This is a genomic window from Curvibacter delicatus NBRC 14919 (genome assembly GCF_001592265.1).
Classification (GTDB): Bacteria; Pseudomonadota; Gammaproteobacteria; order Burkholderiales; family Burkholderiaceae_C; genus Hylemonella; species Hylemonella delicata.
Map to the genome: position 1 here is coordinate 50807 of NZ_BCWP01000016.1, position 24632 is coordinate 75438.

21 protein-coding genes are annotated in these 24632 nt (G+C 62.9%); 12 read left to right on the top strand and 9 right to left on the bottom strand.

Annotation, left to right across the window (positions count from 1 at the left end; genetic code table 11):
• The first annotated feature begins 450 nt into the window (after positions 1–450).
• From CDE01S_RS09445 to CDE01S_RS09460, 4 genes are all read left to right on the top strand, one after another.
• Positions 451–1479, top strand: coding sequence for a Bug family tripartite tricarboxylate transporter substrate binding protein (locus CDE01S_RS09445; RefSeq protein WP_066706416.1), 1029 nt, complete (start codon positions 451–453; stop codon positions 1477–1479).
• Between the two features lie 129 nt (positions 1480–1608).
• Positions 1609–2130: a tripartite tricarboxylate transporter TctB family protein gene (locus tag CDE01S_RS09450; protein WP_066706419.1), complete on the top strand. Its 522-nt coding sequence runs from the start codon at positions 1609–1611 to the stop codon at positions 2128–2130.
• Positions 2131–2164: 34 nt separating this feature from the next.
• On the top strand, positions 2165–3694 hold the full coding sequence (locus tag CDE01S_RS09455) for a tripartite tricarboxylate transporter permease (protein ID WP_066706421.1): 1530 nt from the start codon (positions 2165–2167) through the stop codon (positions 3692–3694).
• A gap of 14 nt (positions 3695–3708) precedes the next feature.
• Positions 3709–4542 (top strand): cytidylate kinase family protein, encoded by an 834-nt coding sequence (locus tag CDE01S_RS09460; protein ID WP_066706467.1) that lies wholly within the window; start codon positions 3709–3711, stop codon positions 4540–4542.
• Between the two features lie 55 nt (positions 4543–4597).
• On the opposite strand, the gene CDE01S_RS09465 is transcribed toward CDE01S_RS09460, so the two are convergent.
• On the bottom strand, positions 4598–5206 hold the full coding sequence (locus CDE01S_RS09465) for a Crp/Fnr family transcriptional regulator (RefSeq protein WP_066706424.1): 609 nt from the start codon (positions 5204–5206) through the stop codon (positions 4598–4600).
• Positions 5207–5471: 265 nt separating this feature from the next.
• Here CDE01S_RS09465 and oxc point away from each other — a divergent pair, with 265 nt between their 5' ends.
• From oxc to frc (CDE01S_RS09480), 3 genes are all read left to right on the top strand, one after another.
• On the top strand, positions 5472–7211 hold the full coding sequence (oxc, locus tag CDE01S_RS09470; RefSeq protein WP_066706427.1) for an oxalyl-CoA decarboxylase: 1740 nt from the start codon (positions 5472–5474) through the stop codon (positions 7209–7211).
• 32 nt (positions 7212–7243) lie between these two features.
• A complete protein-coding gene (frc, locus tag CDE01S_RS09475) occupies positions 7244–8518 on the top strand; it encodes a formyl-CoA transferase (protein ID WP_066706429.1) in 1275 nt (424 codons plus the stop codon).
• A gap of 253 nt (positions 8519–8771) precedes the next feature.
• Positions 8772–10019, top strand: coding sequence for a formyl-CoA transferase (frc, locus tag CDE01S_RS09480; protein ID WP_066706432.1), 1248 nt, complete (start codon positions 8772–8774; stop codon positions 10017–10019).
• A gap of 40 nt (positions 10020–10059) precedes the next feature.
• On the opposite strand, the gene CDE01S_RS09485 is transcribed toward frc (CDE01S_RS09480), so the two are convergent.
• Both CDE01S_RS09485 and CDE01S_RS09490 read right to left on the bottom strand, forming a co-directional pair.
• The gene (locus tag CDE01S_RS09485) at positions 10060–11364 is read right to left on the bottom strand and encodes a cyclic di-GMP phosphodiesterase (protein ID WP_066706435.1); all 1305 of its coding nucleotides are present in this window, start codon (positions 11362–11364) and stop codon (positions 10060–10062) included.
• Between the two features lie 121 nt (positions 11365–11485).
• Complete coding sequence (locus CDE01S_RS09490; RefSeq protein ID WP_066706437.1) at positions 11486–12424, bottom strand: 1-phosphofructokinase family hexose kinase; 939 nt, start codon at positions 12422–12424, stop codon at positions 11486–11488.
• A 53-nt stretch (positions 12425–12477) separates the two neighbouring features.
• Between CDE01S_RS09490 and CDE01S_RS09495 the strand changes: the two genes are divergently transcribed.
• From CDE01S_RS09495 to mgtA, 4 genes are read left to right on the top strand one after another with little or no spacing between them, the layout of a single operon-like run.
• Entirely contained in the window at positions 12478–13218 is a 741-nt protein-coding gene (locus CDE01S_RS09495; RefSeq protein ID WP_066706469.1) for an ABC transporter ATP-binding protein, read from the top strand.
• Between the two features lie 21 nt (positions 13219–13239).
• On the top strand, positions 13240–15603 hold the full coding sequence (locus CDE01S_RS09500) for an ABC transporter permease (protein ID WP_066706440.1): 2364 nt from the start codon (positions 13240–13242) through the stop codon (positions 15601–15603).
• A 25-nt stretch (positions 15604–15628) separates the two neighbouring features.
• On the top strand, positions 15629–16822 hold the full coding sequence (locus CDE01S_RS09505; protein ID WP_066706475.1) for an efflux RND transporter periplasmic adaptor subunit: 1194 nt from the start codon (positions 15629–15631) through the stop codon (positions 16820–16822).
• A gap of 19 nt (positions 16823–16841) precedes the next feature.
• On the top strand, positions 16842–19409 hold the full coding sequence (gene mgtA / locus CDE01S_RS09510) for a magnesium-translocating P-type ATPase (protein ID WP_066706442.1): 2568 nt from the start codon (positions 16842–16844) through the stop codon (positions 19407–19409).
• Here mgtA and CDE01S_RS09515 read toward each other — a convergent pair.
• The gene (locus CDE01S_RS09515) at positions 19381–19674 is read right to left on the bottom strand and encodes an antibiotic biosynthesis monooxygenase family protein (protein WP_066706444.1); all 294 of its coding nucleotides are present in this window, start codon (positions 19672–19674) and stop codon (positions 19381–19383) included. The genes mgtA and CDE01S_RS09515 overlap by 29 nt on opposite strands.
• Positions 19675–19843: 169 nt before the next feature.
• On the opposite strand from CDE01S_RS09515, the gene CDE01S_RS09520 reads away from it, so the two are divergent.
• Entirely contained in the window at positions 19844–20068 is a 225-nt protein-coding gene (locus CDE01S_RS09520) for a hypothetical protein (RefSeq protein WP_066706445.1), read from the top strand.
• Between the two features lie 187 nt (positions 20069–20255).
• Here CDE01S_RS09520 and CDE01S_RS18480 read toward each other — a convergent pair whose 3' ends face one another.
• From CDE01S_RS18480 to CDE01S_RS09540, 5 genes are all read right to left on the bottom strand, one after another.
• Entirely contained in the window at positions 20256–21143 is an 888-nt protein-coding gene (locus tag CDE01S_RS18480; RefSeq protein ID WP_157077094.1) for a HEPN domain-containing protein, read from the bottom strand.
• Positions 21144–21330: 187 nt separating this feature from the next.
• Complete coding sequence (locus CDE01S_RS09525; RefSeq protein WP_066706446.1) at positions 21331–22038, bottom strand: lipoyl protein ligase domain-containing protein; 708 nt, start codon at positions 22036–22038, stop codon at positions 21331–21333.
• Positions 22038–22277: a lipoyl domain-containing protein gene (locus CDE01S_RS09530; RefSeq protein ID WP_066706447.1), complete on the bottom strand. Its 240-nt coding sequence runs from the start codon at positions 22275–22277 to the stop codon at positions 22038–22040. Before CDE01S_RS09530 ends, CDE01S_RS09525 begins: the two co-directional genes overlap by 1 nt.
• Positions 22274–23314 carry an alpha-ketoacid dehydrogenase subunit beta gene (locus tag CDE01S_RS09535; RefSeq protein WP_066706448.1) on the bottom strand — a complete coding sequence of 347 codons (1041 nt, stop codon included), beginning with the start codon at positions 23312–23314 and terminating at the stop codon, positions 22274–22276. Before CDE01S_RS09535 ends, CDE01S_RS09530 begins: the two co-directional genes overlap by 4 nt.
• A 15-nt stretch (positions 23315–23329) precedes the next feature.
• Positions 23330–24337 (bottom strand): thiamine pyrophosphate-dependent dehydrogenase E1 component subunit alpha, encoded by a 1008-nt coding sequence (locus CDE01S_RS09540; RefSeq protein ID WP_066706450.1) that lies wholly within the window; start codon positions 24335–24337, stop codon positions 23330–23332.
• Positions 24338–24632: the final 295 nt, after the last annotated feature.

A 24632-nucleotide genomic window follows, 5' to 3' on the forward strand; every position in this document is an offset into this window, starting at 1 on the left:
GACGACGATGGCGAGGATCACAACAGGCCAAAGGCCAGCACAGCACCGAGGGCACGCTGGAGCGGCATGCACAGGCCTTGGCTTCGGCACGACACATGCCCGCTACACGCGCTCCTGCCAGACGCACCGTCGGGCGCGAATCAAGCCACTGTCACGCACGCAGCCCCGTCATACCCTCTACCTTGCAGAACAGCTGCATGGCACACGTCATGCGTTTTCGCACGCATCACTGCAGACCAGTGCCTTTGTTGCCTACCGCGCGCACCACGCTGACGCATAAGCATTACCCCCATTCACGGAAACCCTAGGTTGGACACAAATTTTTGAAAAGTTGACCACCATCAAGAGAATTTATTCCGAATAATTCCACCATCTGCCTGTGCGAGATTCCAGCAAGAGAATTGATAGACAGATGGAAACCTGACAGTACTAACTAAACGAGGAGACATCATGGTCAAAGCCATACATGCAAGGTTGAGTTCGAGCCTGGTCAAGGCCGCCACAGGGTTGATTGCCATTGCGGCACTGGCAGCCACCACAGCGGCAAACGCCGCCTGGGAACCCACCAAGCCGGTTGAGTTTGTCGTGCCCGCAGGCACCGGTGGTGGCGCAGACCAGATGGCTCGCCTGATGCAAGGCATCATCGTCAAGCACAAGCTGATGAACCAGTCGCTGATCGTCGTGAACAAATCCGGCGGTGCCGGCGCAGAAGGTTTCCTCTCCGTCAAGGAGGCCAAGGGCGACCCGCACAAGATCATCATCACGCTGTCCAACCTGTTCACCACCCCGCTGGCCACCGGCGTGCCCTTCAACTGGAAAGAAATGACGCCCGTGGCCATGATGGCGCTCGACCAGTTTGTGCTGTGGACGAATGCCGAGAAGCCTTACAAGTCGGCCAAGGAGTACATCGACGCCGTCAAGGCCGCCGGCCCGAACAAGATGAAGATGGGCGGCACCGGCTCCAAGCAGGAAGACCAGATCCTGACCGTCGGCATGGAAAAGGCAACCGGCACCAAGTTCATCTACGTGCCCTTCAAAGGCGGCGGCGAAGTGGCTGTTCAGCTGGTCGGCGGCCACATCGACTCCAGCGTGAACAACCCGGCAGAGGCCGTGGCCCAGTGGCGTGCCGGCAAACTGCGTGCCCTGTGCGTGTTCGACGACACCCGCATGCCTTACAAAGCCAAGGTCACCGACACCCAGTCGTGGAACGACATCCCGACCTGCAAGGAAGCTGGCGTGCCGACCGATTACGTGATGCTGCGCGGCATCTTCGCGGCCCCCGGCATCTCGGCCGACCAGCTCGCCTACTACGTGAACCTGCTCAAGAAAGTCCGCGAGACACCGGACTGGAAGGAGTACATGGAAAAAGGCGCGTTCAACCAGACCTTCATGACCGGTGCTGATTTCAACAAGTGGCTCACCGCCGCCGAAGAAACCCACCGCACGCTCATGAAGGAAGCTGGCTTCCTCGCCAAGTAAACCCATGGCCCGGCAACTCCCGGGCCTGTTTTCCCCGACACATACCTGCTTGGAATGCGCGTCAGTTGATGCTGACAGCCATTCCAGGACAGGTGCCGGCCAAAAATATCGTTTCGCCAAACTTTCGTCATGGACCCGAACATGAACTCACACGAAGACAGTCGCTCAGGGCTTGCCACCCACACCGTTGACGCCATTGTCGCCATCCTGGTGCTGATCCTGGGCGGCGTGATCATCTACGGCAGTCGCCAGCTCGGCTCCGAATGGACCACCGACGGCCCCGGCTCCGGTTATTTCCCCTTCTACATCGGACTGATCCTGGTGATCTCGGCCTTGGGCATCCTGTACCAGTCACTCGCTGGCAAGGAGAAGAACACGGAAATCTTTGTCGATCGTGAACAGCTGGGTCGCGTCTTTTCGGTGCTCATCCCTGCTGCCGTCTATGTCGGCGCCATCCAGGTGATCGGCATCTACGTCGCATCAGCGATCTACATCGCGTTGTTCATGGTCATCCTTGGCAAGTTCAGCTGGATCAAGAGCGTGACGGCAGCACTCGTCGTCAACGTCGTGTTTTTCATGATGTTCGAGGTCTGGTTCAAAGTGCCGCTGTTCAAGGGCGCCTACGACCTGCTCAGCTTCCTGGGTTATTGAGCACGGACCTGTCCGGCACTACGGAGACAAAAAAATGGAAGAACTCAACGCACTGTTTCATGGGTTTGCCGTCGTCATGACGCCCATGAACTTTCTTCTGATGGTGGTGGGCATCGTGCTCGGCGTGCTGATCGGCGTGCTGCCGGGACTAGGCGGCGCCAATGGCGTGGCCATCCTGCTGCCGCTGACCTTCAGCATGAACCCGACCTCGGCCATCATCATGCTGTCCTGCATCTACTGGGGTGCCCTCTTCGGCGGCGCCATCACCTCGGTGCTGTTCAACATCCCGGGAGAACCCTGGTCGGTGGCCACCACATTCGATGGCTATCCCATGGCGCAACAGGGCCGAGCGGGTGAAGCGCTGACTGGTGCTTTCACCTCTTCCTTTGTCGGCGCTTTCGTGGCCGTGGTCATGATCACGTTCCTGGCACCGCTGGTGGCCAAGTTCGCGCTCAAGTTCGGACCACCCGAGTTCTTCTCTGTCTATCTGCTGACCTTCTGCAGTTTCGTCGGCATGGGCAAAGGCTCGCCGTTCAAGATCCTGGCGTCCATGTGCATCGGCTTCGGTCTGGCTGCCGTCGGTATGGACACCGTCACGGGCCAGCTGCGCCTGACCTTCGGCTGGCATGAACTGATGCGCGGCTTCGACTTCCTGATTGCCGTGATCGGCCTGTTCGGGATTGGCGAGATCCTGCTGTCCATGGAAGAAGGCCTGGCCTTCTCCGGCAAGAGCGCCAAGATCGACCCCAAGGTCGTCCTGCAGACCTGGAAGCAACTTCCCAAGTACTGGGCCACCTCGGTCCGGGGCTCGCTGATCGGCATCTGGATGGGCATCACCCCCGGCGGTGCCACCCCTGCATCCTTCATGAGCTACGGCATCGCCAAGAAGATGTCCAAGGACGGCGCCAAGTTCGGCACTGGCCAGCTCGAAGGCGTGGTGGCGCCCGAAACGGCAGCGCACGCCGCCGGCACCAGCGCCCTGCTGCCCATGCTGGCACTGGGCATCCCCGGCTCGCCAACGGCCGCTGTGCTGCTGGGCGGCCTGCTGATCTGGGGCCTGCAACCCGGTCCGCTGCTGTTCGTCGAACAGAAGGACTTCGTCTGGGGCCTGATCGCCTCCATGTACCTGGGCAACCTGGTCGGTCTGCTGGTGGTGCTGACCACCGTGCCGCTGTTCGCCTCCATCCTGCGCATTCCGTTCTCGATCATCGCACCGGTGATCATCGTGATCTGCGCGATTGGTGCCTACACCGTGCACAACGCCATGCTCGACATCTGGTTCATGCTGCTGTTCGGTGTGATCGGTTATGTCTTCAAGAAACTCGACTACCCGCTTGCGCCGCTGGTGCTGGCACTGGTCCTGGGGGACAAGGCGGAAGACTCGTTCCGTCAGGCCATGCTGGTGTCGCAAGGCGAGTTGTCGATCATGTTCTCCAACCCGCTGGTCGGCTCGATCACGACCCTGGCTCTGGTGCTGCTGTTGTGGCCGCTGATTTCCAAGCTGATCGCACTGATCAAGCCACCGAAGCAGGATGAATTCGCCGCCGAGCGGCCTGTGGATTGAAGGAGAAACAGACCATGCCCGTTATCGCAATGACCCAGGAAATGGGTTCACTCTCCAAAGATGTCGCCATGGAGCTGGCCGCCAGCATGAACCTGGCCGTGATGCGCCACGAAGTGGTGGACCATGTGGCCGGAAAGATGCATGTCTCCACCAGCCTGATCAACCGCCTGCGCGAAGGCAAGGCCGGCATCATCGAGCGTGTCACCACCGACACCGAGCGCGTGGCGCTCTACAGTGCCGAGGAAATGTTCGAACTGGCCAACAAGGGCAATGTCGTCCTGCGCGGCTGGGGCGCCACCTGCCTGTTGCGCCCGGTGCAGCATGTCGTGTGCGTTCGCATCACACGTTCGTTCGGCAAGCGTGTCGAATGGCTGATGAACAACCTGGAAACAGACGATCGCGAATTCGCCGAGAACGAAATTCGACGCAGCGATCACGCACACGCCAGCCGCATGCATCAGCAATTCGGCGTGACCTGGGGCGACCCGGTGCTCTACGACCTGGTCCTCAACACCGACCGCCTCTCGGTTCACAGCTGTGTCGAGCAGATCCGTCAGCTCACCACCCGCCCGGAGTTCCAGGAATCGGAAGAGTCGCGCAAGCTGCTGGGCAACATGACGCTGGCCGCGCGCGTGCGAGCCGCGCTCAAGACCCATGAGCCGACCCAGGAGGTGAACATCACCATCGAGGCACGCAACGGACGTGTCCAGTTGAGCGGCATCGTTCTGAACCCGACGGAAAAAAATGAAGTCGAGCAGGTCGCCGCTCAGGTGGCCGGCGTCAGCGGTGTGGACAGCAAGCTGCGCCTGATGTCACCCTCGCGTACCTTCACCTACTCCAAGACCTGACGGTCCACGACCTCAAGCCCTGGTTCTGCATCACAGAACCGGGGCTTTTTTGTTTTCAGATCTTGCCGCGCTGCTTGAGGCGGCTGAGCGTCTCGGCCGACAGGTTCAGGTAGGCCGCGAGTTCCTTCTTGGGGATACGGTCGAACAGTTCCGCGTGCTTGCGGATAAAGCGGTGCACCCGGCCCGGCGCATCCAACAAGTGCAGCGTGATGGTGTGCGCCATGATTTCACTCATGAGGTTCATCACGTAGTACTCGAAGGGTTTTTTCACCTCCGGATGCTGCTCCATGAAGGCAATCCACTGCGGCATCGGCAGCTTGGCCACACGCGCCTTGGTCACCGACACGATGCTGTAAGGCGTCGGTGTTTTCAGGCACCAGGCGGCATAACTGGTTTCCATGTCGCGCTCGGCCGCAAACCGCAGGATCATTTCCTTGGCTTGGCTGTTGGTCACCACACGCTTGAGGACCCCATCGAGGATGAAGTACTGCTCCATCTCGTGCACGCCTTGGTGCAACAGGTAGTCACCCTTGTTGCACTCCACCACGGACAAGAGCTGTTCCAGCTCGGCGTTGGCGCTCTCGCTCATCTCCTTGAGAACGACGTTCTGCCTGAGCTGAACCCGGATGATGTTTTTATCTGGATGATTTTCGATGGACGACATGGGAAAAGCGTACCGCACTGCACAGCGCCCGACGCATCGGAGCAAAAGAAATGTCTCGAAAATTGACCGTGGTCAATGGAGGAATCCAAATCGCTTTTCTATGATACCTCGACGATGAGAAATGCCCCGTACCAGCGCCTTTGCAAGACCGGGAAACGCCATCGCCGAACTTGATTGAACGCCCCTTTGGTCACTTTTTCTGAAACCGTCCACCCCAGCCACATTGCGTGCCCTTCATCAAAGTCAAACGAAGAGACATTTCATCATGACAAACGAATCACACTCGCCTGAACTCACCGACGGCTTTCATCTGGTCATCGAGGCCCTGAAACTCAACGGCATCAGCAACATCTATGGCCTGCCGGGCATTCCGGTGACGGACCTGACCCGCATGATGCAGGAAGAAGGCCTGCGCGTGATTTCCTTCCGTCACGAAGCCAATGCCGGCAACGCCGCCGCGATTGCCGGCTTCATGAACGGGGCCAAGGGCGTGCCCGGCGTCTGCCTCACGGTGTCGGCCCCCGGCTTCCTGAATGGTCTGGTCGCACTCGCCAATGCCACCACCAACTGCTGGCCCATGATCCTGATCTCCGGCTCCTCCGAGCGCGAGATCGTCGACCTGCAACAGGGGGATTACGAGGAGATGGACCAGCTGGCCATCGCCAAGCCCCTGTGCAAGGCCGCCTTCCGCGTGCTCAATGCGGAAGACATCGGCGTGGGCATCGCCCGCGCCATCCGTGCTGCCGTCTCGGGCCGTCCCGGTGGCGTCTACCTGGACCTGCCCGCCAAGCTGTTCGGCCAAGCCATGGACGCCGCCGCCGGCAAGGCTTCGCTGATCAAGGTGGTGGACCCGGCGCCGCGCCAGATTCCGGCGCCCGATGCCGTCAAGCGGGCCCTGGATCTGCTCAAGAGTGCCAAGAAACCCCTGATCCTGCTCGGCAAGGGCGCGGCCTACGCTCAGGCCGATGCCGACATCAAGACCCTGGTCGAGAAGTCTGGCATTCCCTACCTGCCCATGTCCATGGCCAAAGGCATTCTGCCCGACACCCATGAGCAGTGCGCCTCGGCCGCCCGCTCCTTCGTCCTGCCGGAAGCTGACGTGGTGCTGCTGGTGGGCGCTCGGCTGAACTGGCTGCTCTCGCACGGCAAAGGCAAGACCTGGGGCGGCAAGGACCACAAGGCGGCCGGTGGCCAGAAATTCATCCAGATCGACATCTCCCCGATCGAAGCCGACAGCAACGTGGCCATCGACGCCCCGCTGGTGGGCGACATCGGCTCCTGCGTGGCCGCCCTGCTCGCAGGCATGGGCGCCAACTGGGCCAAGCCCCCGGCCGAGTGGACCGGCGCCGTGGCCGAACGCAAGAACAAGAACGTCGCCAAGATGGCTGAGACCCTGGCCAAGGACCCGACGCCGATGAACTACCACAGCTCGCTGAACGTGGTACGCGACATCATCAAGGCCAACCCGGATGCCATCCTGGTCAACGAAGGCGCCAACGCGCTGGACTTCACCCGCTCCATCGTCGACATGTACAAGCCGCGCAAGCGCCTGGATGTGGGCACCTGGGGCGTGATGGGCATCGGCATGGGTTTTGCCGTGGCTGCCGCCGTCGAAAGCGGCCAACCGGTCATTGCCATCGAAGGTGACAGTGCCTTCGGTTTCAGCGGCATGGAAGTCGAGACCATCTGCCGCTACAACCTGCCGGTCTGTATCGTGATCATGAACAACAACGGCGTGTACCGCGGCGACGAGCTGGCACGTGGCGGATCCAAGGATCCCTCGCCCCTGGTATTCGTCAAGGGCGCCCGCTACGACAAGCTGATGGAAGCCTTCGGCGGCGTGGGCGTGCAAGCCACCACCCCGGCCGAACTGCGCCGTGCGATGGAAGAAGCCATCAAGTCGCGCAAACCGACCCTGATCAACGCCGTCATCGACGAAGGCGCGGGTACCGAGAGCGGTCGCATCACCAGTCTGAACCCGACCAGCGCGGCGAAGAAAAAGTAATTTCACAAGAGCAACCCATAAGGAGATAGAAAATGTCTGGAAACAAACCGCTTAACGGCATCAAGATCATCGACTTCACGCACGTGCAAGCCGGCCCGGCCTGCACCCAGCTGCTGGCCTGGTTCGGCGCGGACGTGATCAAGGTCGAACGCCCGGGTTCCGGCGACGTCACCCGCAGCCAGTTGCGTGACATGCCCGATGCCGACGCGTTGTACTTCACCATGCTCAACAGCAACAAGCGCGGCCTGACGCTGGACACCAAGACCGCCGAAGGCAAGGAAGTGCTGGAAAAGCTGATCAAGACCTCCGATGTGATGGTCGAGAACTTCGGCCCCGGCGCGCTGGACCGCATGGGCTTCACCTGGGAGTACATCCAGAAGCTCAACCCCAAGATGATCCTGGCTTCGGTCAAGGGCTTCAGCGAAGGCCACCACTACGAAGACCTGAAGGTCTACGAGAACGTGGCGCAATGCGCTGGCGGTGCCGCCTCGACCACCGGCTGGTGGAAAGGTGAGAACTCCGTGCCCACCATCTCCGCAGCCGCCCTGGGTGACACCAACACCGGCATGCACCTGGCCATCGGTATCCTGACGGCCATCATCGGCCGCCAGCAGACGGGCAAGGGCCAGAAGGTGGCTGTGGCCATGCAGGATGCCGTGCTCAACCTATGCCGCGTCAAAATGCGCGACCAGCAGCGTTTGGAAAAAGTCGGCTATCTGGAAGAGTACCCGCAGTACCCGCATGAAATGGACGCGTTCAAGGACAAGGTCACACCGCGTGGCGGCAACGCCGGCGGCGGCGGCCAGCCGGGCTGGATCCTGAAGTGCAAGGGCTGGGAGACCGACCCTAATGCCTACATCTACTTCACGGTGCAAGGCCACGCCTGGGAGCCGATCTGTGACGCGCTGGGCAAACCCGAGTGGAAGACCGATCCGGCCTACACCACACCCAAGGCCCGCCAGCCGCACATCGACGAGATCTTCGCCACCATCGAAGACTTCATCAAGGACAAGACCAAGTTCGAAGCGGTCGACATCTTCCGCAAGTACGACATTCCCTGCGCCCCGGTGCTGTCCATGAAGGAACTGCTGCGCGACGAGTCGTTGCGCAAGAGCGGCTCCATCGTGGAAGTACCGCACAAGGTGCGCGGCAGCTACTGGACCATCGGCAGCCCGATCAAGTTCTCCGATCTCAAGCCCGAGATCAAGGCCTCCCCGCTGCTGGGCGAGCACACCGACGAGGTGCTGGCCGAGCTGGGTTACAGCAAGGACCAGATCGCGGCCATGCACGCGAAAAAAGCGGTCTGAGTTCCGCTTCCCCTGACGAAACTATGCGGCGCCTCAAGGCGCCGCTTTTTTTCCCGGCCGGTTTCAGAACACCGTCGCGCGCGTCATGAAGGGCACATCACGCCACACCTTTCACACCTATCAGCAGCGCACCTGATCTGCATAAAAAACAGCAATATTTCGACGTAGGCAAACTCTATAAAATGCAAGTCATATACAAGACCCGTCCGGTCTATTCATAAGAAATTCTTATCATTGAAATCAGGAGATTGGTATGAGCAAGGCACTCGAAGGCGTCAGGATTCTCGACTTCACGCATGTGCAGTCGGGCCCCACCTGCACACAATTGCTGGCATGGTTCGGCGCGGACGTGATCAAGGTGGAAAAAGCAGGTGAAGGCGACGCCACGCGCGGCCAGTTGCGTGACATCCCCGACGCGGACAGCCTGTACTTCACCATGCTGAACCACAACAAGCGCTCCATCACGCTCAACACCAAGGACCCCAAGGGCAAGGAAGTGCTGGTCAACCTGATCAAGCAATGCGACGTGATGGTGGAAAACTTCGCGCCCGGTGCACTCGATCGCATGGGCTTTCCGTGGGAGAAGATCCAGGAGATCAATCCGCGCATCATCCTGGCCTCGGTCAAGGGCTTCGGCCCTGGCCCCTACGTGGACTGCAAGGTGTACGAGAACGTGGCCCAGTGTACCGGCGGCGCCGCCTCCACCACCGGTGACCCGGACGGCGTGCCCATGGTGACCGGCGCGCAGATCGGCGACAGCGGCACCGGCCTGCACCTGGCCCTGGGCATCGTGACCGCCCTGTTCCAGCGCGAAAAGACCGGTCGCGGCCAGAAGGTACTGGCCGCCATGCAGGACTCCGTGCTCAACCTGTGCCGCGTCAAGCTGCGCGACCAGCAACGCCTGGAACGCACCCGCGTGCTCAAGGAGTACCCGCAGTACCCCGAAATCGAGTTCGGCGAGGCCGTGCCGCGTGCCGGCAACGCCTCCGGTGGTGGCCAGCCGGGTGCCGTGCTCAAGTGCAAGGGCTGGCAAAAAGACCCCAACGCCTACATCTACTTCATCACCCAAGCCGCCGTGTGGCCGGCCATCTGCAAGATCATCGGTGAGGAGGACTGGATCACCAACCCGCACTTCGCCACCCCCGAGGCGCGCCTGCCACACCAGAAGATGATCTTCGACCGCATCGAGGAGTGGACCAAGACCAAGACCAAGTTCGAAGCCATGGACATCCTCAACGAATTCGACATCCCCTGCGGCCCCATCCTGTCGATGAAGGAAATCGCCGAGGACCAGTCATTGCGCGAGACCGGCACCATCGTGGAAGTCGACCATCCGGTACGCGGGAAGTACCTGTCTGTCGGCAATCCGATCAAGTTGTCCGACAGTCCCACCGAAGTGACCCGTTCCCCCTTGCTGGGCGAACACACCACTGAAGTGATGGCACAAATGGGCTACAGCGAAGCGCAGATCGCTGAGTTGAAAGCCGCGCGCGTCATCTGATGTCACGCTGACCCGCGCCAACTGGCGCGGGTATCGATCGTCAGATCGGTTGCGGCGAATTCGCCAGAACCCCGGCCTGCTCGAAGAAATAGCAGATTCTCTGGCGCGGCATCAGGTAGTCCAGCGCCTCGGACGGCAGATTGGCAGGCTTCAGGCTGCGCCGGATACCGATCTCGGGCGCCTGCTCCAGATCCACGATCAGGGCTTCCTGGCGGCTGATCTCCGGGTCATGCACCAGCACCCGCGGCTTGAGCGGGCGCGAGGAGTTCACCGACACCACCATCGCATAACGGCCATCCACCAGCTGAATGACCGAGCCGGGTGGATAGACCCCCATCATGCGGATGAACGCGCTGAGCACCATGCTGTCATAGCGGTTCTTCAACTGCGCAAAAATGAATGACAAAGCCTCGTGCGGTGTCATGGCAACTGAGCCGAGCCGCCCGGGATTGCACAGGTCATCGTAGCGGTTGACCAGTGCCATGATCTTGGACGACAAAGGCTGGCTTTCACCTTTGCAATGCGACGGAAAGCCACTGCCATCCACCATTTCGTGGTGTTGCGCTATGGCGAGCAGAACCGCCGGGGAAAGCTCCATGCGCCTGGCCAGTTGAACCCCTTCGGCCACGTGCTCCTGGTACAGCTTGTACTCGACAGTGGAGAAACTCTCGTCGAAAAAACGGACGCGCTCCGGCAGCTCCAGCTTGCCGATGTCATGCAAGAAGGCCGCCATACCGAGGTCGACCATATCCTTTTGCGGCAGCCCCATCGCCTTGCCCAGCAGCAAGGACAAGATGGTGACGTTGACAGGATGCATCGCGTTGCGGTCGCCCATCCCCTCGGAAAGCAGGCGAATGGCCGTATCACCGTTGCAGAGCATCTCCGAGACCACGTTGTCGATGAGGCCATGGCATTTTTCGGCCACGGCCTTGGGCTGAGCCACAACCTGCTCCGCTGCATACCGGTAAAGCCGCACCGCATCGGCGAAACGACGTTCACAGGCGAGCAGGCTACGCTGCTGGGCGGCAATCGCCTCGACGCGCAATTTGCGCAGGCGCAATGTCTCGGCCCTGGACGCCTCCAACGCCAGCAGGTCTTCCGCACTCAAGGTGGGGTATTTGGAGGGCGTAACCTCGATCACTTTGGCAACAGCGGGGGCACTGCGTGCCGGCACATAGCGGATCTGCTCCAAGCCAAGGCTGCAGATGGCCTCGATCTGTTTTTCTGAAGAAATCTTGAAATTGCCCTTGAGAAAAGGATGGGCCATCCACTCGATGTCCAGCTCCACGAACATGCCTATTCGCAGCTGACTGACATCGATTAATTCGGACTGATTCTCTTGCATACGCGCTTGCGCTCCTGGACCGCCAGGAGGCAGACACGGAAAATAACATCGAAAACACCCGTATTTTATTCAATCCACAAAAAGTAGCGTTGTTACAATCCGCGCCCGAAAAAAATCCCGTTCAGCGGACCTGCAAAACCACCTCACGGTGCAGTCGCTCGACATCGGCAGATTGGCAGAGTCCGGTCCCCGAACCCAGCAAAGCCGCGGAGGCCGCCGCCACACCACGGCCAAAGGCATCACGCAGCGAAGCACCGCTGGCCAGCGTATGAACCATGCCGCCCACGAAGCTGTCGCCCGCTCCCACGGTCGTTGACACCGGCACCGTCAAAGCCGGCGCAAACACGGTTTCCTGCCGTGACACCATCAAAGCCCCCTGTGCCCCCAGCGACAACACCACCACTTCAGCCCGCCCGGCATCCACCAGCTGTTGCGCTGCGGCGCGCCATTGCGTTTCACTCTCCAGCGCCTGGCCGGAAAGTTCGCGCAATTCGCGCAGGCTGGGTTTGACCAGATAGACCCCTGCCTCCAGTGCAGCCGCCAACGCCGGCCCGGAGGCATCAAGCACCAGGCGGCTGCCGCGCTCACGCATCAACCGCACCAGTTGCGCATAAAAATCAACCGGCACACCGGGCGGCAGACTGCCGCTGAGCACCAGATAACGCGGTACCACTGCCATGCGCGTCAAATGCTGCAGACAGGCCTGCCACTCGGACGCCGCCACATTGGGCCCGGGCATGACAAAACGATAGTCTTCCGCTGTAGAGCGGTCGCGGACATGCAGGCTCTCACGCGTATCGCCGGCAATCGGAACGGGCACAGTTGGCACCTGTTCTGCCGCCAGCAGGCGCAGCAGCTGGGCACCGCTGGTGCCACCGACGGGAAACAGCGCCGCGCAAGCCCCCCCCAACCGCTGCACCACGCGCGCCACGTTGATGCCCCCCCCACCCGGCTCACGCCGCGGTGCTTCGCAGCGCAGCTTGTGCTCGGGTGCCACCTTGGCGGTTGATGTCGAAATATCGACGCAAGGGTTCATGGTCACGGTCAGGATGTCGGTCATGGTCGAACGAGAATATCATGCTGCATTGCCGCAAACACAATGCCCAGCAGGACATGAACGACATCAGGGAAGAGACTGGAATCAGCACGCCGACGGCGGTCTTCATCGCCAAGGACTTGAGCAAGACCTACCAGATGGGCGAAGTGCAAGTGCGCGCCCTGCAGGATGTCAACCTCACCATCTACCGCGGCGAATTCATCGTGCTGCTCGGCCCTTCGGGCAGCGGCAAGTCCACCCTGCTCAACATCCTGGGCGGACTGGACCGTCCCAGCAGCGGCAGCGCCCGCTTTGCCGAACACGAGCTCACTGGCGCCAGCGATGCCGACCTGACGCGCTACCGGCGCGAGCACGTCGGCTTCGTGTTCCAGTTCTACAACCTCATCCCCAGCCTGACCTGCCGCGAGAACGTCGAACTCGTCACCGACATCGCACACAACCCCATGCCGGCCGCTGAAGCACTGCGCATGGTGGGCCTGGAAGACCGCATGGACCATTTCCCCTCTCAGCTTTCAGGCGGTGAACAGCAGCGCGTGGCGATTGCACGCGCCATTGTCAAACGCCCGGAGGTGCTGCTGTGCGACGAGCCCACCGGCGCGCTGGACTACGTCACCGGCAAGCTGGTGCTGGAAGTCATCGAACGCATCAACCGCGAACTCGGCACCACGGCCATCGTGATCACGCACAACGCCGCCATCGCCGGCATGGCCGACCGCGTGCTGCATCTGGGCGGCGGCCGCATCCAGCGCGAAGACGTCAACCCGCACAAGATCAGCCCCTCGGAGCTGTCCTGGTAGCACGGTAACGAGCCACAGACCATGAAAGCCCTGGACCGCAAGCTGCTGCGCGACCTGCGCCTGATGTGGAGCCAGGCCATCACCATCGCGCTGGTGGTGGCCAGTGGCGTGGCCGGGTTCATCGCCACCTTCAGCGCCTATGACGGCCTGTCCTGGTCGCGCGAGGTCTACTACACCGAGGCCCGCTTTGCCGACGTCTTTGCCAGCCTCAAGCGCGCGCCGCGGGCATTGGAACACCAACTGGCCGCCCTGCCCGGCGCCGCGCATGTCGAGACCTCGGTCAGCGAGGTGGTGCAGATCGACATCCCCAACGTGTCGGACCCCGTCATCGGCCGCCTGATCGGCATCGACCCGCAGCAACTGCCACAACTCAACCGCCTGCACCTGCGCGAAGGCCGCATGATCACGGCGCGACGCGACCGCACGCTCGAAGTGCTGGTATCGGAAGGTTTTGCCATCGCGCGGCAGTTGCGACCCGGCGACAGGATCCGCGCCCTGATCAACGGCAAACGCGAGGAACTGCAGATCGTCGGCATTGCGCTGTCGCCTGAATTCGTCTTCGCTGGCATGGGGGGCTCACCCGACCTGCGTGGCTTCGGCGTCTTCTGGCTCGACCGCAAGGCCCTGGCCGCGGCCTACAACATGGAAGGCGCCTTCAACCAGGTGGCGGTGCGCCTCGCCCCGGGCGCCAGCGAAGGCCAGGTGATCGACGGTCTGGACCAATTGCTCGGGCCCTACGGTGGTGCCCGCGCCTATGGCCGCGACGAGCAGATGTCCGACAAGTTGCTGAGCTCCGAGATCAAGGAGCAGCGTGTCTTTGGCACCGTGCTGCCCAGCATTTTCCTGGCCGTGGCCGCTTTCCTGCTCAACGTGGTGCTGAGCCGCCAGATCGCCACCCAGCGCGAGCAGATTGCCGCACTCAAGGCGCTGGGTTATGACAACTGGAGCATCGGCCTGCACTACCTCAAGCTGGTGCTGCTCATCGTCATACTGGGCATGCTGCTGGGTCTGGGCGTGGGGGCCTGGCTGGGCCAGTCGTTCATGGGCCTGTATGCCGAGGTGTTCCGTTTCCCCGAGCTGCGCCACCGCATCCGGCCCGATCTGGTGCTGGCCGCCGGTGGGCTGACGTTGATCGCGGCCCTGGGTGCCACCTGGCAAGCGATTGCCGCCACCGTGCGGCTGGCGCCGGCCGAAGCCATGCGCCCGCCGGCACCCGGCCGCTTCCGCCCGACCTTCATCGAGGCCTGGGGCCTGCGCGACTGGTTCAGTCCGGCCGCACGCATGGTCATGCGCACCATGCAACGCCGGCCGCTGCGCACCGGGCTCACCATTGCCGGCATCGCCGCCTCCATGGCCATCGTCATCAGCGGCACCTTCTGGCGCGACACCATCGACATGCTGCTGCACACCCAGTTCCGTCTCGTGCTGCGCGGCGATGTGATCGTGAGTCTGGTGGAGGCCACACCGGCACGCGTCACCCACGAGATGGCCCGCCTGCCCCATGTGACGGCCGTCGAGGGCGTGCGCAGTGTCAACACCCGGCTGGTGCACGGCCAGCACCACTGGCGCGGCAGCGTGCAGGGCCGCAGCGCACAGCCCGAGTTGCAGCGCATCATGGACACCGGCCTGCATACCCATGCGCCGCCAACCGATGGTCTGCTGCTCACTGACCGCCTGGCCGACAAGCTGCACATCCGGCCCGGCCAGACCGTGCGCGTGGAACTGCTGGAAGGCCGCCGCCAGGTGCTGGAACTGCCGGTGACGGGCACGGTGCAGGAAATGATGGGCATGGGCGCCTACATCGAGCGCCGCAGCCTCAACCGCCTGTTGCAGGAAGGCGACCTGGTGAACAGCGCCTCGCTGCTGGTTGAACCTGGCTTTGAAACCGTGTTGCTGGAGCGGCTCAAGAGCCTGCCGCGCGTGGTGGCGGCCTTCAGCAAAGACGTGATGCTGCGCAACATCGAAGAAGTCACGGCGCGCAACGTGCTGGTGTTCAGCGCCATCCTCACCGTGTTTGCCAGCATCATTGCCGTCGGCGTCGTCTACAACCATGCGCGCATCGCACTGGCCGAGCGCGCCTGGGAGCTGGCCAGCCTGCGTGTGCTTGGCTTTACACGCGGCGAAGTGTCGGCCTTCCTGCTGGGCGAACTGGCGCTGGAAATATTGCTGGCCATTCCGCTGGGCCTCACCGCTGGCTACTGGCTGGCCGCCGGCATCGTGCAGCTGATCAAGACCGACGAGTTCTTCTTCCCGCTCGTGATCCATGCCTCCACCTACGCCTATGCCGCCGTCACCGTGGTGGCGGCCGGCCTGGCCAGCGCGCTGATCGTGCGCCGGCGTATCGACCAGCTGGATTTGGTGGGCGTGCTGAAAACGCGAGAATAGAAACCGACAAGGCAGGGACTGGATGATGATCAACAAGAAAACACTGTGGATGGCTGGCGGCGCGGCGCTGGCGGTACTGTTGCTGGTCTGGGCCTTCTGGCCACGCCCCACCGAGGTGGAGTTGGGCACGATCAGCCGAGGCAAGTTCGAGCGCAGCGTGCAGGAGGACGGCAAGACCCGCCTGCGCGAGCGCTACGTCGTCTCCACCCCGCTGACCGGCCGCGTGCAGCGCGTCACCCTCAAGCAGGGCGATGCGGTCGAGCGCGACGCTGTATTGGCCACGCTGTGGCCGGTGATGCCCGGCTTGCTGGACGAACGCACGCGCCAGGAGCAGGACCAGCGCATTGGTGCGCTGGAGGCCGCGGTGCGCCGCGCCAGCGCCAATGTGGAACGCGCCAAGGCAGCACAGGACCAGGCGGTGGCTGACCTCAAGCGCAGCGAGACCTTGGCGCAACAGGGCTTCGTCTCGCCAACGCAGAACGAGAGCGGCCGCCTGACGGTACGCCTGCGCCAGAAGGAGCTGGACAGCGCCCGGCTGGAAGAACACGCCGCACAACACGAACTGGAACAGGCGCGCATCGCCATCCGGACCTTCGGCCAGGGGAGCACCACACAACGCTCCTGGGCGATCAAGTCACCGATCGCCGGCAAAGTGCTCAAGCTCACCCAGGAGAGCGAAGGCCTGATGCAGGCCGGCTCCCCCCTGCTGGAACTGGGTGACCCCGCCAATCTGGAAGTGGTGGTGGACCTGCTGACCGAAGACGCCGCCCAGGTGCGTCCCGGCACGCCGGCCGTGCTCACCAACTGGGGTGGTCCGCAGGCGCTGCAGGCGCGCGTGCGCCTGGTGGAGCCAGCCGCCTACACCAAGGTCTCGGCCCTCGGCGTGGAGGAGCAGCGCGTCAACGTGGTGCTGGACATCACCTCCCCACCCGAACAGTGGAACGCTTTAGGCGACGGCTTCAAGGCCGACGTGCGCATCGTGGTGCAGACCGTGCCCGACGCGCTCAAGGTGCCGGTCAGCGCCCTCTTCCCCGCCGGCGCCCGTGCCGCGCTGTACGTGGTGGACGGTGGCCATGCCCGCCAGCAAGAAGTAGAGGTGCTGGCACGCAATGGCAACGAAGCCTGGATCAAGAGCGAGCTGGCCCCCGGCACCGAAGTGATCCTCTTCCCGCCGAGTTCGCTGCAGGACGGGCAGCGGGTGCAGAAGCTGGCGCCCTGACCGATCGAACCCACTGAACATGACCGAACGCGCCACACCCGCCCCCGCCTGGTGGAGCCACCCGCTGGCAGACACCTTGCGCACCCTGGCGTCCGGTCCCGATGGCCTGAGCAGCGCTGAAGCCGCGCAGCGCCTGCGGCTGTATGGCCCCAATGTGCTGCGGGGCCAACGCACGCTGACCGTGCTGGCCCTGCTGCTGCGCCAGCTCGCCTCGCCCATCGTGCTGATTCTGATTGCGGCCGCCATGCTGTCCTTCGCGCTGAGCGATGCAACCGACGGTCTCATCATCCTGGCCATCGTTGCCCTCAGCAGCTTGCTGGGCTTCTGGCAGGAGTTTCGGGCCACGCGCGCCGTGGAGGCACTGCAGCAGATGGTGGCCCTGCAGGTCCAGGTGCTGCGCGACGGACAGGAGCAGACCATTGCGGCCGACGCGGTGGTCCCGGGCGACGTGGTCCTGCTGAGCGCCGGCGCCAGCGTGCCGGCCGACTGCCGGCTGCTGGAGGAGCGCAACCTCTACACCGACGAAGCCACGTTGACCGGCGAAACCTATCCCGTCGAAAAGTCGGTCGGCGAACTGCCCGAAGATACCCCGCTGGCCGGGCGCAGCAACAGCCTGTTCCAGGGCACACATGTGGTCAGCGGCACCGGCCGGGCCCTGGTGTTGCGCACGGGCGAAGACACCGTGTTCGGTGGCATTGCGCAGCGCCTGCGTGTGCGCCCGGTGGAAACCGGTTTCGAGCGTGGCGTGCACTCCTTCGGCAACCTGCTGATCCGCGTCACGCTGCTGCTGGTGATGCTCATCTTCGCCTTCAACGTCGCGCTGCACCGGCCGGTGCTGGAAGCCTTCCTGTTTGCACTGGCCCTGGCCGTGGGCCTGACGCCGGAACTGCTGCCGGCCATCATCAGCGTCAACCTCGCACGCGGCGCGCGGCGCATGGCCACGCAGCAGGTCATCGTCAAGCGGCTGGCCGCCATCGAGAACTTCGGCAGCATGGACGTGCTCTGCTCCGACAAGACCGGCACCCTCACGGTGGGCCAGGTCCAGCTGGCCGGCGCCTGCGATAGCCTGGGCCACGACAGCCTCCGCGTGCTGCAGCTGGCCGGCCTCAACGCCCACTTCCAGACCGGCTTTCGCAACCCCATCGACGCGGCCCTCATGGCCGCCACCCCGGCCCAGGCCGGCGCGCGCCGGCTGGACGAGCTGCCGTATGACTTCACCCGCAAACGCCTGAGCGTGCTGGTGGCCACCGAAGCCGGCGAGACGCTGCTCGTCACCAAAGGCGCGCTGGCCCAGACGCTGCAGGCCTGCACGCAAGTAGCCATGCCCGACGGTCGGCGCGTGCCGCTGGCCGAGCAGGAGGCCGCCCTCCTGCAGCGCCAGGCCGAGTACAGCGCACGTGGCCTGCGCACCTTGGGCCTGGCCTGCAAGGTCATGCCGTCATCGCAGCAGACGGTGCGCGAGAGTGACGAAAGCGAGCTGGTCTTTGCCGGCTTCCTGCTGCTGGCCGACCCGCCCAAGCCGGGCATTGCCGACACGCTTCACCACCTGCGGGGCCTGGGCGTGCGACTCAAGGTCATCACCGGCGACAACCCACTGGTGGCAGCAGAAGTGGCGCGCCAGATCGGCTTTGCCGCACCGCGTGTCATGAGCGGTCCGGAACTGCGCCAGGTGAGCGACGACGCCCTGCCCGAGCTGGCACGCGGAGTGGACGTGTTTGCCGAAGTGGAGCCCATCCACAAGGAGCGCATCATCCGCGCGCTGCGCACCACCGGCCACGTGGTGGGTTACATGGGCGATGGCATCAACGATGCGCCGGCCCTGCATGCGGCCGATGTGGGCATCTCGGTGCAGGGCGCAGCCGATGTGGCCAAGGACGCAGCCGACATCGTGCTGCTGGAGAAAAACCTCAACGTGCTGGTCACCGGCATCCGGGAAGGGCGCACCACCTTTGCCAACACGCTGAAATACGTCTTCATGGCCACCAGCGCCAACTTCGGCAACATGTTCAGCATGGCCGGCGCCTCGCTGTTGCTGCCTTTCCTGCCGCTGTTGCCCAAGCAGATCCTGCTCACCAACCTGCTGACCGACCTGCCCGAAATGGCCATTGCCGCCGACCGGGTGGACCCCGGCGCGCTGGAGCGCCCGCGCCTTTGGGACGTGCGCTTCATCCGCAACTTCATGCTGTACTTCGGCCTGCTGAGTTCGGTGTTCGACTTCCTCACCTTCGGCGTGCTGTACTGGCTGCTGCAGGCCAGCCCTGAACTCTTTCGCAGCGGCTGGTTCGTCGAATCCGTGGTGTCGGCCTCGCTGGCGGTGCTGGTCATCCGCACCCGCGGCCCGTTCTGGCGCAGCCGCCCGTCGCGCACCCTGACGCTGGCCACACTGGCCGTGGTGGCCGCCACCGTGCTGCTGCCCTTTACGCCATTGGGCCACCTGTTCGGCTTTGCACCGCTGCCGCCGGTCTTCCTGGGCCTGATGGCCGTGCTGGTGCTGCTGTACCTGGCTTGTGCCGAAGCATTGAAGCACGTCTTCTACCGCCGGCACCGGCGGCACGGCCTCAGCAGGCCACGCGGTACTCACGCGTGACCTGCGCCACCTCCACGGAATAAGACGCATACCAGCGCTCGCGGCCTGCCTGCTGGGCCGACACGTGCTCGGGGTGCGACTTCCAGGCCCGGATGGCCTCCTCGCTCGGCCAGTAGGACAGCGCCACCTCGTCGGGGCCCTCTGTCACGGCATGGAACGCGATGCAACCGAATTGCCCCAGCGCCAGCTCGCGCATGCGCGTCGCCACCCGCGAATACTCCTCATCCAGCGCCCTCACCCGGGCGCGAAATATCACCACATACATCGGCTTTCCTCCTGATGAACTGGGACGCCTCACTCATTCATGTGGCGCGCCATATACGCCGTGCAACTTTGTGAGCAGATCGATACATTTTTTTGCATCGCTGCCACACGCTTGTAAAACTTGGCGTGCAGACTATTCTCCTCAACAGCGGGATTCCAGGGAGAAGATCATGAACACGTCAGCCTACAAGATCGAAAGCTCTCAGCCCATCGTCTCCACGCTGCTGCGTGCCGGCATCCGCAGCGGCGCCACACTGGCCAACCGCGAACTGGCTGTAGCCCTGGCCGCCAAGAGCCTCACCTCGCCACCCGGCGGTGAGATTCGTGTCGTCCACGTCCCCAGCGGCGAAGTGATCTTCCGCAAGACGGGGGAATGGCGCGTGTTTGATGCGTGACGTGAGGACCGTTTACGGACGGTATACCCGACAAGAGAAAACCGTCTCAAGTTGCTAATTGAATTAAGCGATCAATGACGCAAATCGACCCCTAGCGGACTCTCACCGGACGTGAAAGGGGACGTTCAACGTTCAAGTTCAGCTACCGTCGTAGGCAGTCCGTTGGAATGAGGTGTTAAGCATTGCGCTACACCGCGCCGAATAGCCGGCGCTCCAGAAGCTCTTTGTTAGGAACAGCTGCCTCATGAATCATGCGTAGCAACACCCGACGAACGAGCTCGAATGACTTCAGCAAGTGTTCGGGTTCATGGCGTGGTTTCCCGTGAGCTGCGGCAGAGCGCATGTCGTATAGCGACGCTACCTGCTTCTGAAGTTCAAGACGCTTAGCACCTGGCGGCTCAAGGTAGGCGGAGATCAGAGCCGACACGCGGAACTTCAGTTCGCTTGTGGACGGCGAAAAGAGTGCTTCGAGAGAAGCCCAAAGCGAAACAAGAGTGAGGGCGTGGTTTGGCACGAACTGCCCAGCGTCTAGGCTATCAGCTGCAAGACGGAACTCGGTGCTTGATGAATAAAGCTTGTGAGCAACCTTCCAGTTCTCCTGAACCCATTTGAGGCTTGAAAGAACGTTTGACGGGTCAAGTGTCCCCAGAGGGAAATGTCGTGGCCTTGTCTCGACGGGAACCATGAAAGGGTGACGATCTTCAGGCAATTCGCAAAGCTCTTCAAATCTGTGACTCGAAACCACGTGAAGACCGATACCTGGATCACTCCAAAGGCGCAAGACCAGAACAGTGAATCGAGCAAGTTCGAATCTCTCGTCGAATGACTTGCCGATATGCCGAGGAACAATCAGTTGTGCGGTGATGACCTTCTCAGGGGACCCCATCTGCCAATACGCGGGTTTCGGCTTAAGTGGATCGGTCGAGGGAGGAGATGTGTTGACAAGTGTCAACGGCGTCAGAAACTTCGCAAACGTTCGGGCGAGAACGACACCATCTCCGAGATCAATTGGGTCTACCCCAAGCTCAAGGCCAGTCAAACCTGCGTGAAGATCTGCGTCGTCGAGTGGGTGCATTCGAGCTACCTAACGTTTGAGGTATGCGGATGCCGCTGGCAATCCGCGCTTGACTGATAGGCTCGATGGATTTTAGGGGACGCGGTTGCCTTGGAATATCCCCCCAAAGGGTCATCGAGCGACAGATTTCGGCCTCAATCCTAGATGTCCGCTATTGGCCGACAGCAGCCATCCAAAACGAACAGGTCTAGCCAATCATTTCGCCCAACCTGGACCTCACTGCGGCCGCGAGAGTTTGCCCCGAAACGGCACCATCCGCTAACGCACCGCAGCTCACTGTCCGTTGCCGCAGCACATCCACATCCTTACCCTGCCCTAGCGCATCACACAGCGATGCCCACAGCGGCTCGGTGAGCAGCAGCCCGGCCACCAACAGCACGCCTGTCTGTCTTCTGCGCTGCGCCAAGCCGACGATCTTGCGTCCCTGCGCATCCACCACCTCCCACGGCGACAGGTTGCCAAAACAAGCCCAGTCCAGCACCGGCAGGCCGCGCGCAATGAGGGCGGCCTGCTGCGCGGGCAACTCGGCCGGTGGCAAAGCACGGGCTGGCACGCCCTCTGCCACTAGCAATTCCGCAAACAGCTGCCCCAAGTGACGGTAACTTTCAAGCAAGCCCTGCCCCAACCACGGGTGGCCGATGGGCAGCGCGAGCGACAGGCCCAGCATCCACGGGCCGGTGAGCACGGCGCCGCCGCCGGATTCGCGCAGCAGCACCTCCATGGGTGGGCCGCCTGGCATGGCCAACAGGCGTGCGTAGGCGACACGCTGCGAGCAGCCCAGCACGATGGCGGGCTGCTCGTAGTGCCAGAGGTGCCACTGCGCTGCCGTCACCGGCTGCGCGAGCTGGTCACGGTTCCAGGACTGCTCCTCAGCGGCGACACTGGTCGGGGGCATCACGCCAAGGTGGCGATGGGCTTGCCGCGGGCAAAGGTGCTGCCGGCCGGCACCAGGATCTGGATGCGACCGCTGGCCGGTGCGGTGATTTCCAGGTTGGACTTCACCAGCACCACATTGGCCAGCGGCTGGCCGGCCTGCACGGCGTCACCGGCCTGCACCAGCCACTTGTCGACCAGCGCCTCAACGGTGGCATCAACGCCCTCCCACGCTTCGGGCTTCAGTGTCACCTCCGTCATGCGGCCACCCCCTCGGCCACGTGCCCCTTCATCAGCGCTTGCGCCGCCTCCACAATGCCCTTGACCTGCGGAATGACGAACTGCTCCAGCGGCCGGCTGTAGGGGATGGGCACATTGGGCACGGCCAGGCGCCTGACCGGTGCCTTGAGTGCCACGGTGTCGAGGTTCTCGGCCACGATGGCCGCAATCTCGCCGGTGAGGCCGAAGCCCAGGTAGTCTTCGTCGGCCACCAGCAGGCGCCCGGTCTTGGCCACGGACTTGAGCACCGCGGCGCGGTCCAGCGGTACCAAGGTGCGCAGGTCCAGTACCTCGGCGCTGATGCCCTGCTTGGCCAGCTCGTCCGCGGCCAACAGGCTCTTCTGCACCATCTGGCTCAGGGTGACGATGGTCACGTCATCACCGGCGCGCACCACCTTGGCCTGGCCGAAGGGAATGGTGTAGGCCTCTTCTGGTACCTCGTTGCTGCTGCCTTCAAAAAACGCCATCCACGGCAGGCCCATGATGCCCTTGTGGTACATGAACATGACCGGGTTGTCGTCGCGGATGGCCTGGGTCATCAGGCCCTTGGCGTCATAGGCGTTGGACGGCACCACCACCTTGAGGCCCGGCATGTGGGCAAAGGTGGCGTACAGGCACTGCGAGTGCTGCGCCGCATCGTTGTAGCCGCCACCAATGGCGGTGGTGATGACCACCGGCAGCTTGATGTTGCCGCCGGCCATGTAGGTGTTCTTGGCCAGGTGGTTGTAGATCTGGTCCATGCAGACGCCGAAGAAGTCGACGAACATCAGCTCGGCAATCGGCCGCAGGCCGGCCGCCGCCGCGCCGGTGGCGGTGCCGATGAAGGCGGTCTCGGAAATCGGCGTGTCCATGATGCGCTCGGGACCGAACTTGTCGAGCAGGCCGCCGGTGGCGCCGAAGATGCCGCCGTACTTGCCGATGTCTTCGCCCATGACAAAGACCGTGTTGTCGCGTTCCATTTCCTGGCCGATGGCCTCGGCAATGGCCTGCGCCATGGTGAGTTTGCGATTCGTGCTCATGTGCGTTCCTCCTCTTCAGGCAAAGACGTGCTGCAGGGCTTCCTGCGGCGCCGGGTAGGCGCTCTCGCGCGCAAAGGCAAAGGCATCGGCCACGCGCTGCTTGGCGCGCGCCACCAGGGCTGCGTCTTCTGCCTCACTCATCTGGCCCGCGCTCTTCAGCTGTGCCGCCAGCTTGGGGATGGGGTCGTTCTTGCGCAGGTTGCTGACCTCGTCCTTGGGGCGGTAGACCTCGGGGTCGCCCTGGAAGTGGCCGAGGTAACGGTCGGTCTTGACCTCGATCAGGCTCGGGCCCTGGCCAGCACGTGCGCGGGCAATCGCGGGGGCCACCGCCTCATACACCGCCACGGCGTCGTTCTGCGCCACCTTGATGCCGGGCATGCCGTAGGCGCTGGCGCGGTCGGCCACCCATTCGATGGAGGTGGCATGGTCCTTCGGCACGGAGATCGCCCACTTGTTGTCTTCGCAGACAAAAATCACCGGCAGCTGCCACAGCGCGGCCAGGTTGAGCGACTCGTGCACCGCCCCCTGGTTGGCTGCGCCCTCTCCGAAGAAGGCCACCGCCACCCAATCTTTCCCCATCTTCTTGGCCGCAAGACCCGCGCCGCAGGCCGGCGGCAGACTGGCACCGATGAGGCCGCTGCAACTGAACTTGTGCGCCGGGTCGAAGAGGTGCATGTGACCGCCCTTGCCGCGGCCCAGGCCGGTGGCCTTGCCGAACATCTCGGCCGTCATCGGGTTCAAGGGCACGCCCTTGGCAATGGCAAAGTGGTGCGGCCGGTGGGTGCCGACCACGGTGTCCTCCTGCCTCAGGTGAGCGCAGATGCCCACCGCTACCGGCTCCTGGCCGGCCGCCAGGTGCATCTCGCCCGGCACGGGGCCGGAGCCGATGTCGAACGCGAGTCCCTTCTGGATGGCCGGTGGCAGCTTGCCTTCGAGGTAAACGTTGGCCATGGTCTCCTCGTAGTGGCGTATCTCCACCATCTTCTCGTACATCCAGAGCAATTTCTCTTTGCTGGCTTGCATGTGCAACTCCTCCCTGTGGGTGTGTGGTAAACCGCTGCCGAGAGTCCAAACACGTCCGAACGCCACTGGCACCGGAGATCGCAGAATAGGCAGCGGTACTCGAATTTTTTTGATGCAGGTCAAGCTCGGGACAGAAAGCCCGGTAAAGCCCGGGACAACCCTGAAGCGGCGCCAGCGCCACCGGCCGCCCATGAATTGAGCGTGTTTTTCGGCCCTGGACCTTATGGAATATGCGCCAATAGCTATCAATTCAATAGCATTATGGAACCATGTCATGCGCCTGACACGTCAGCAC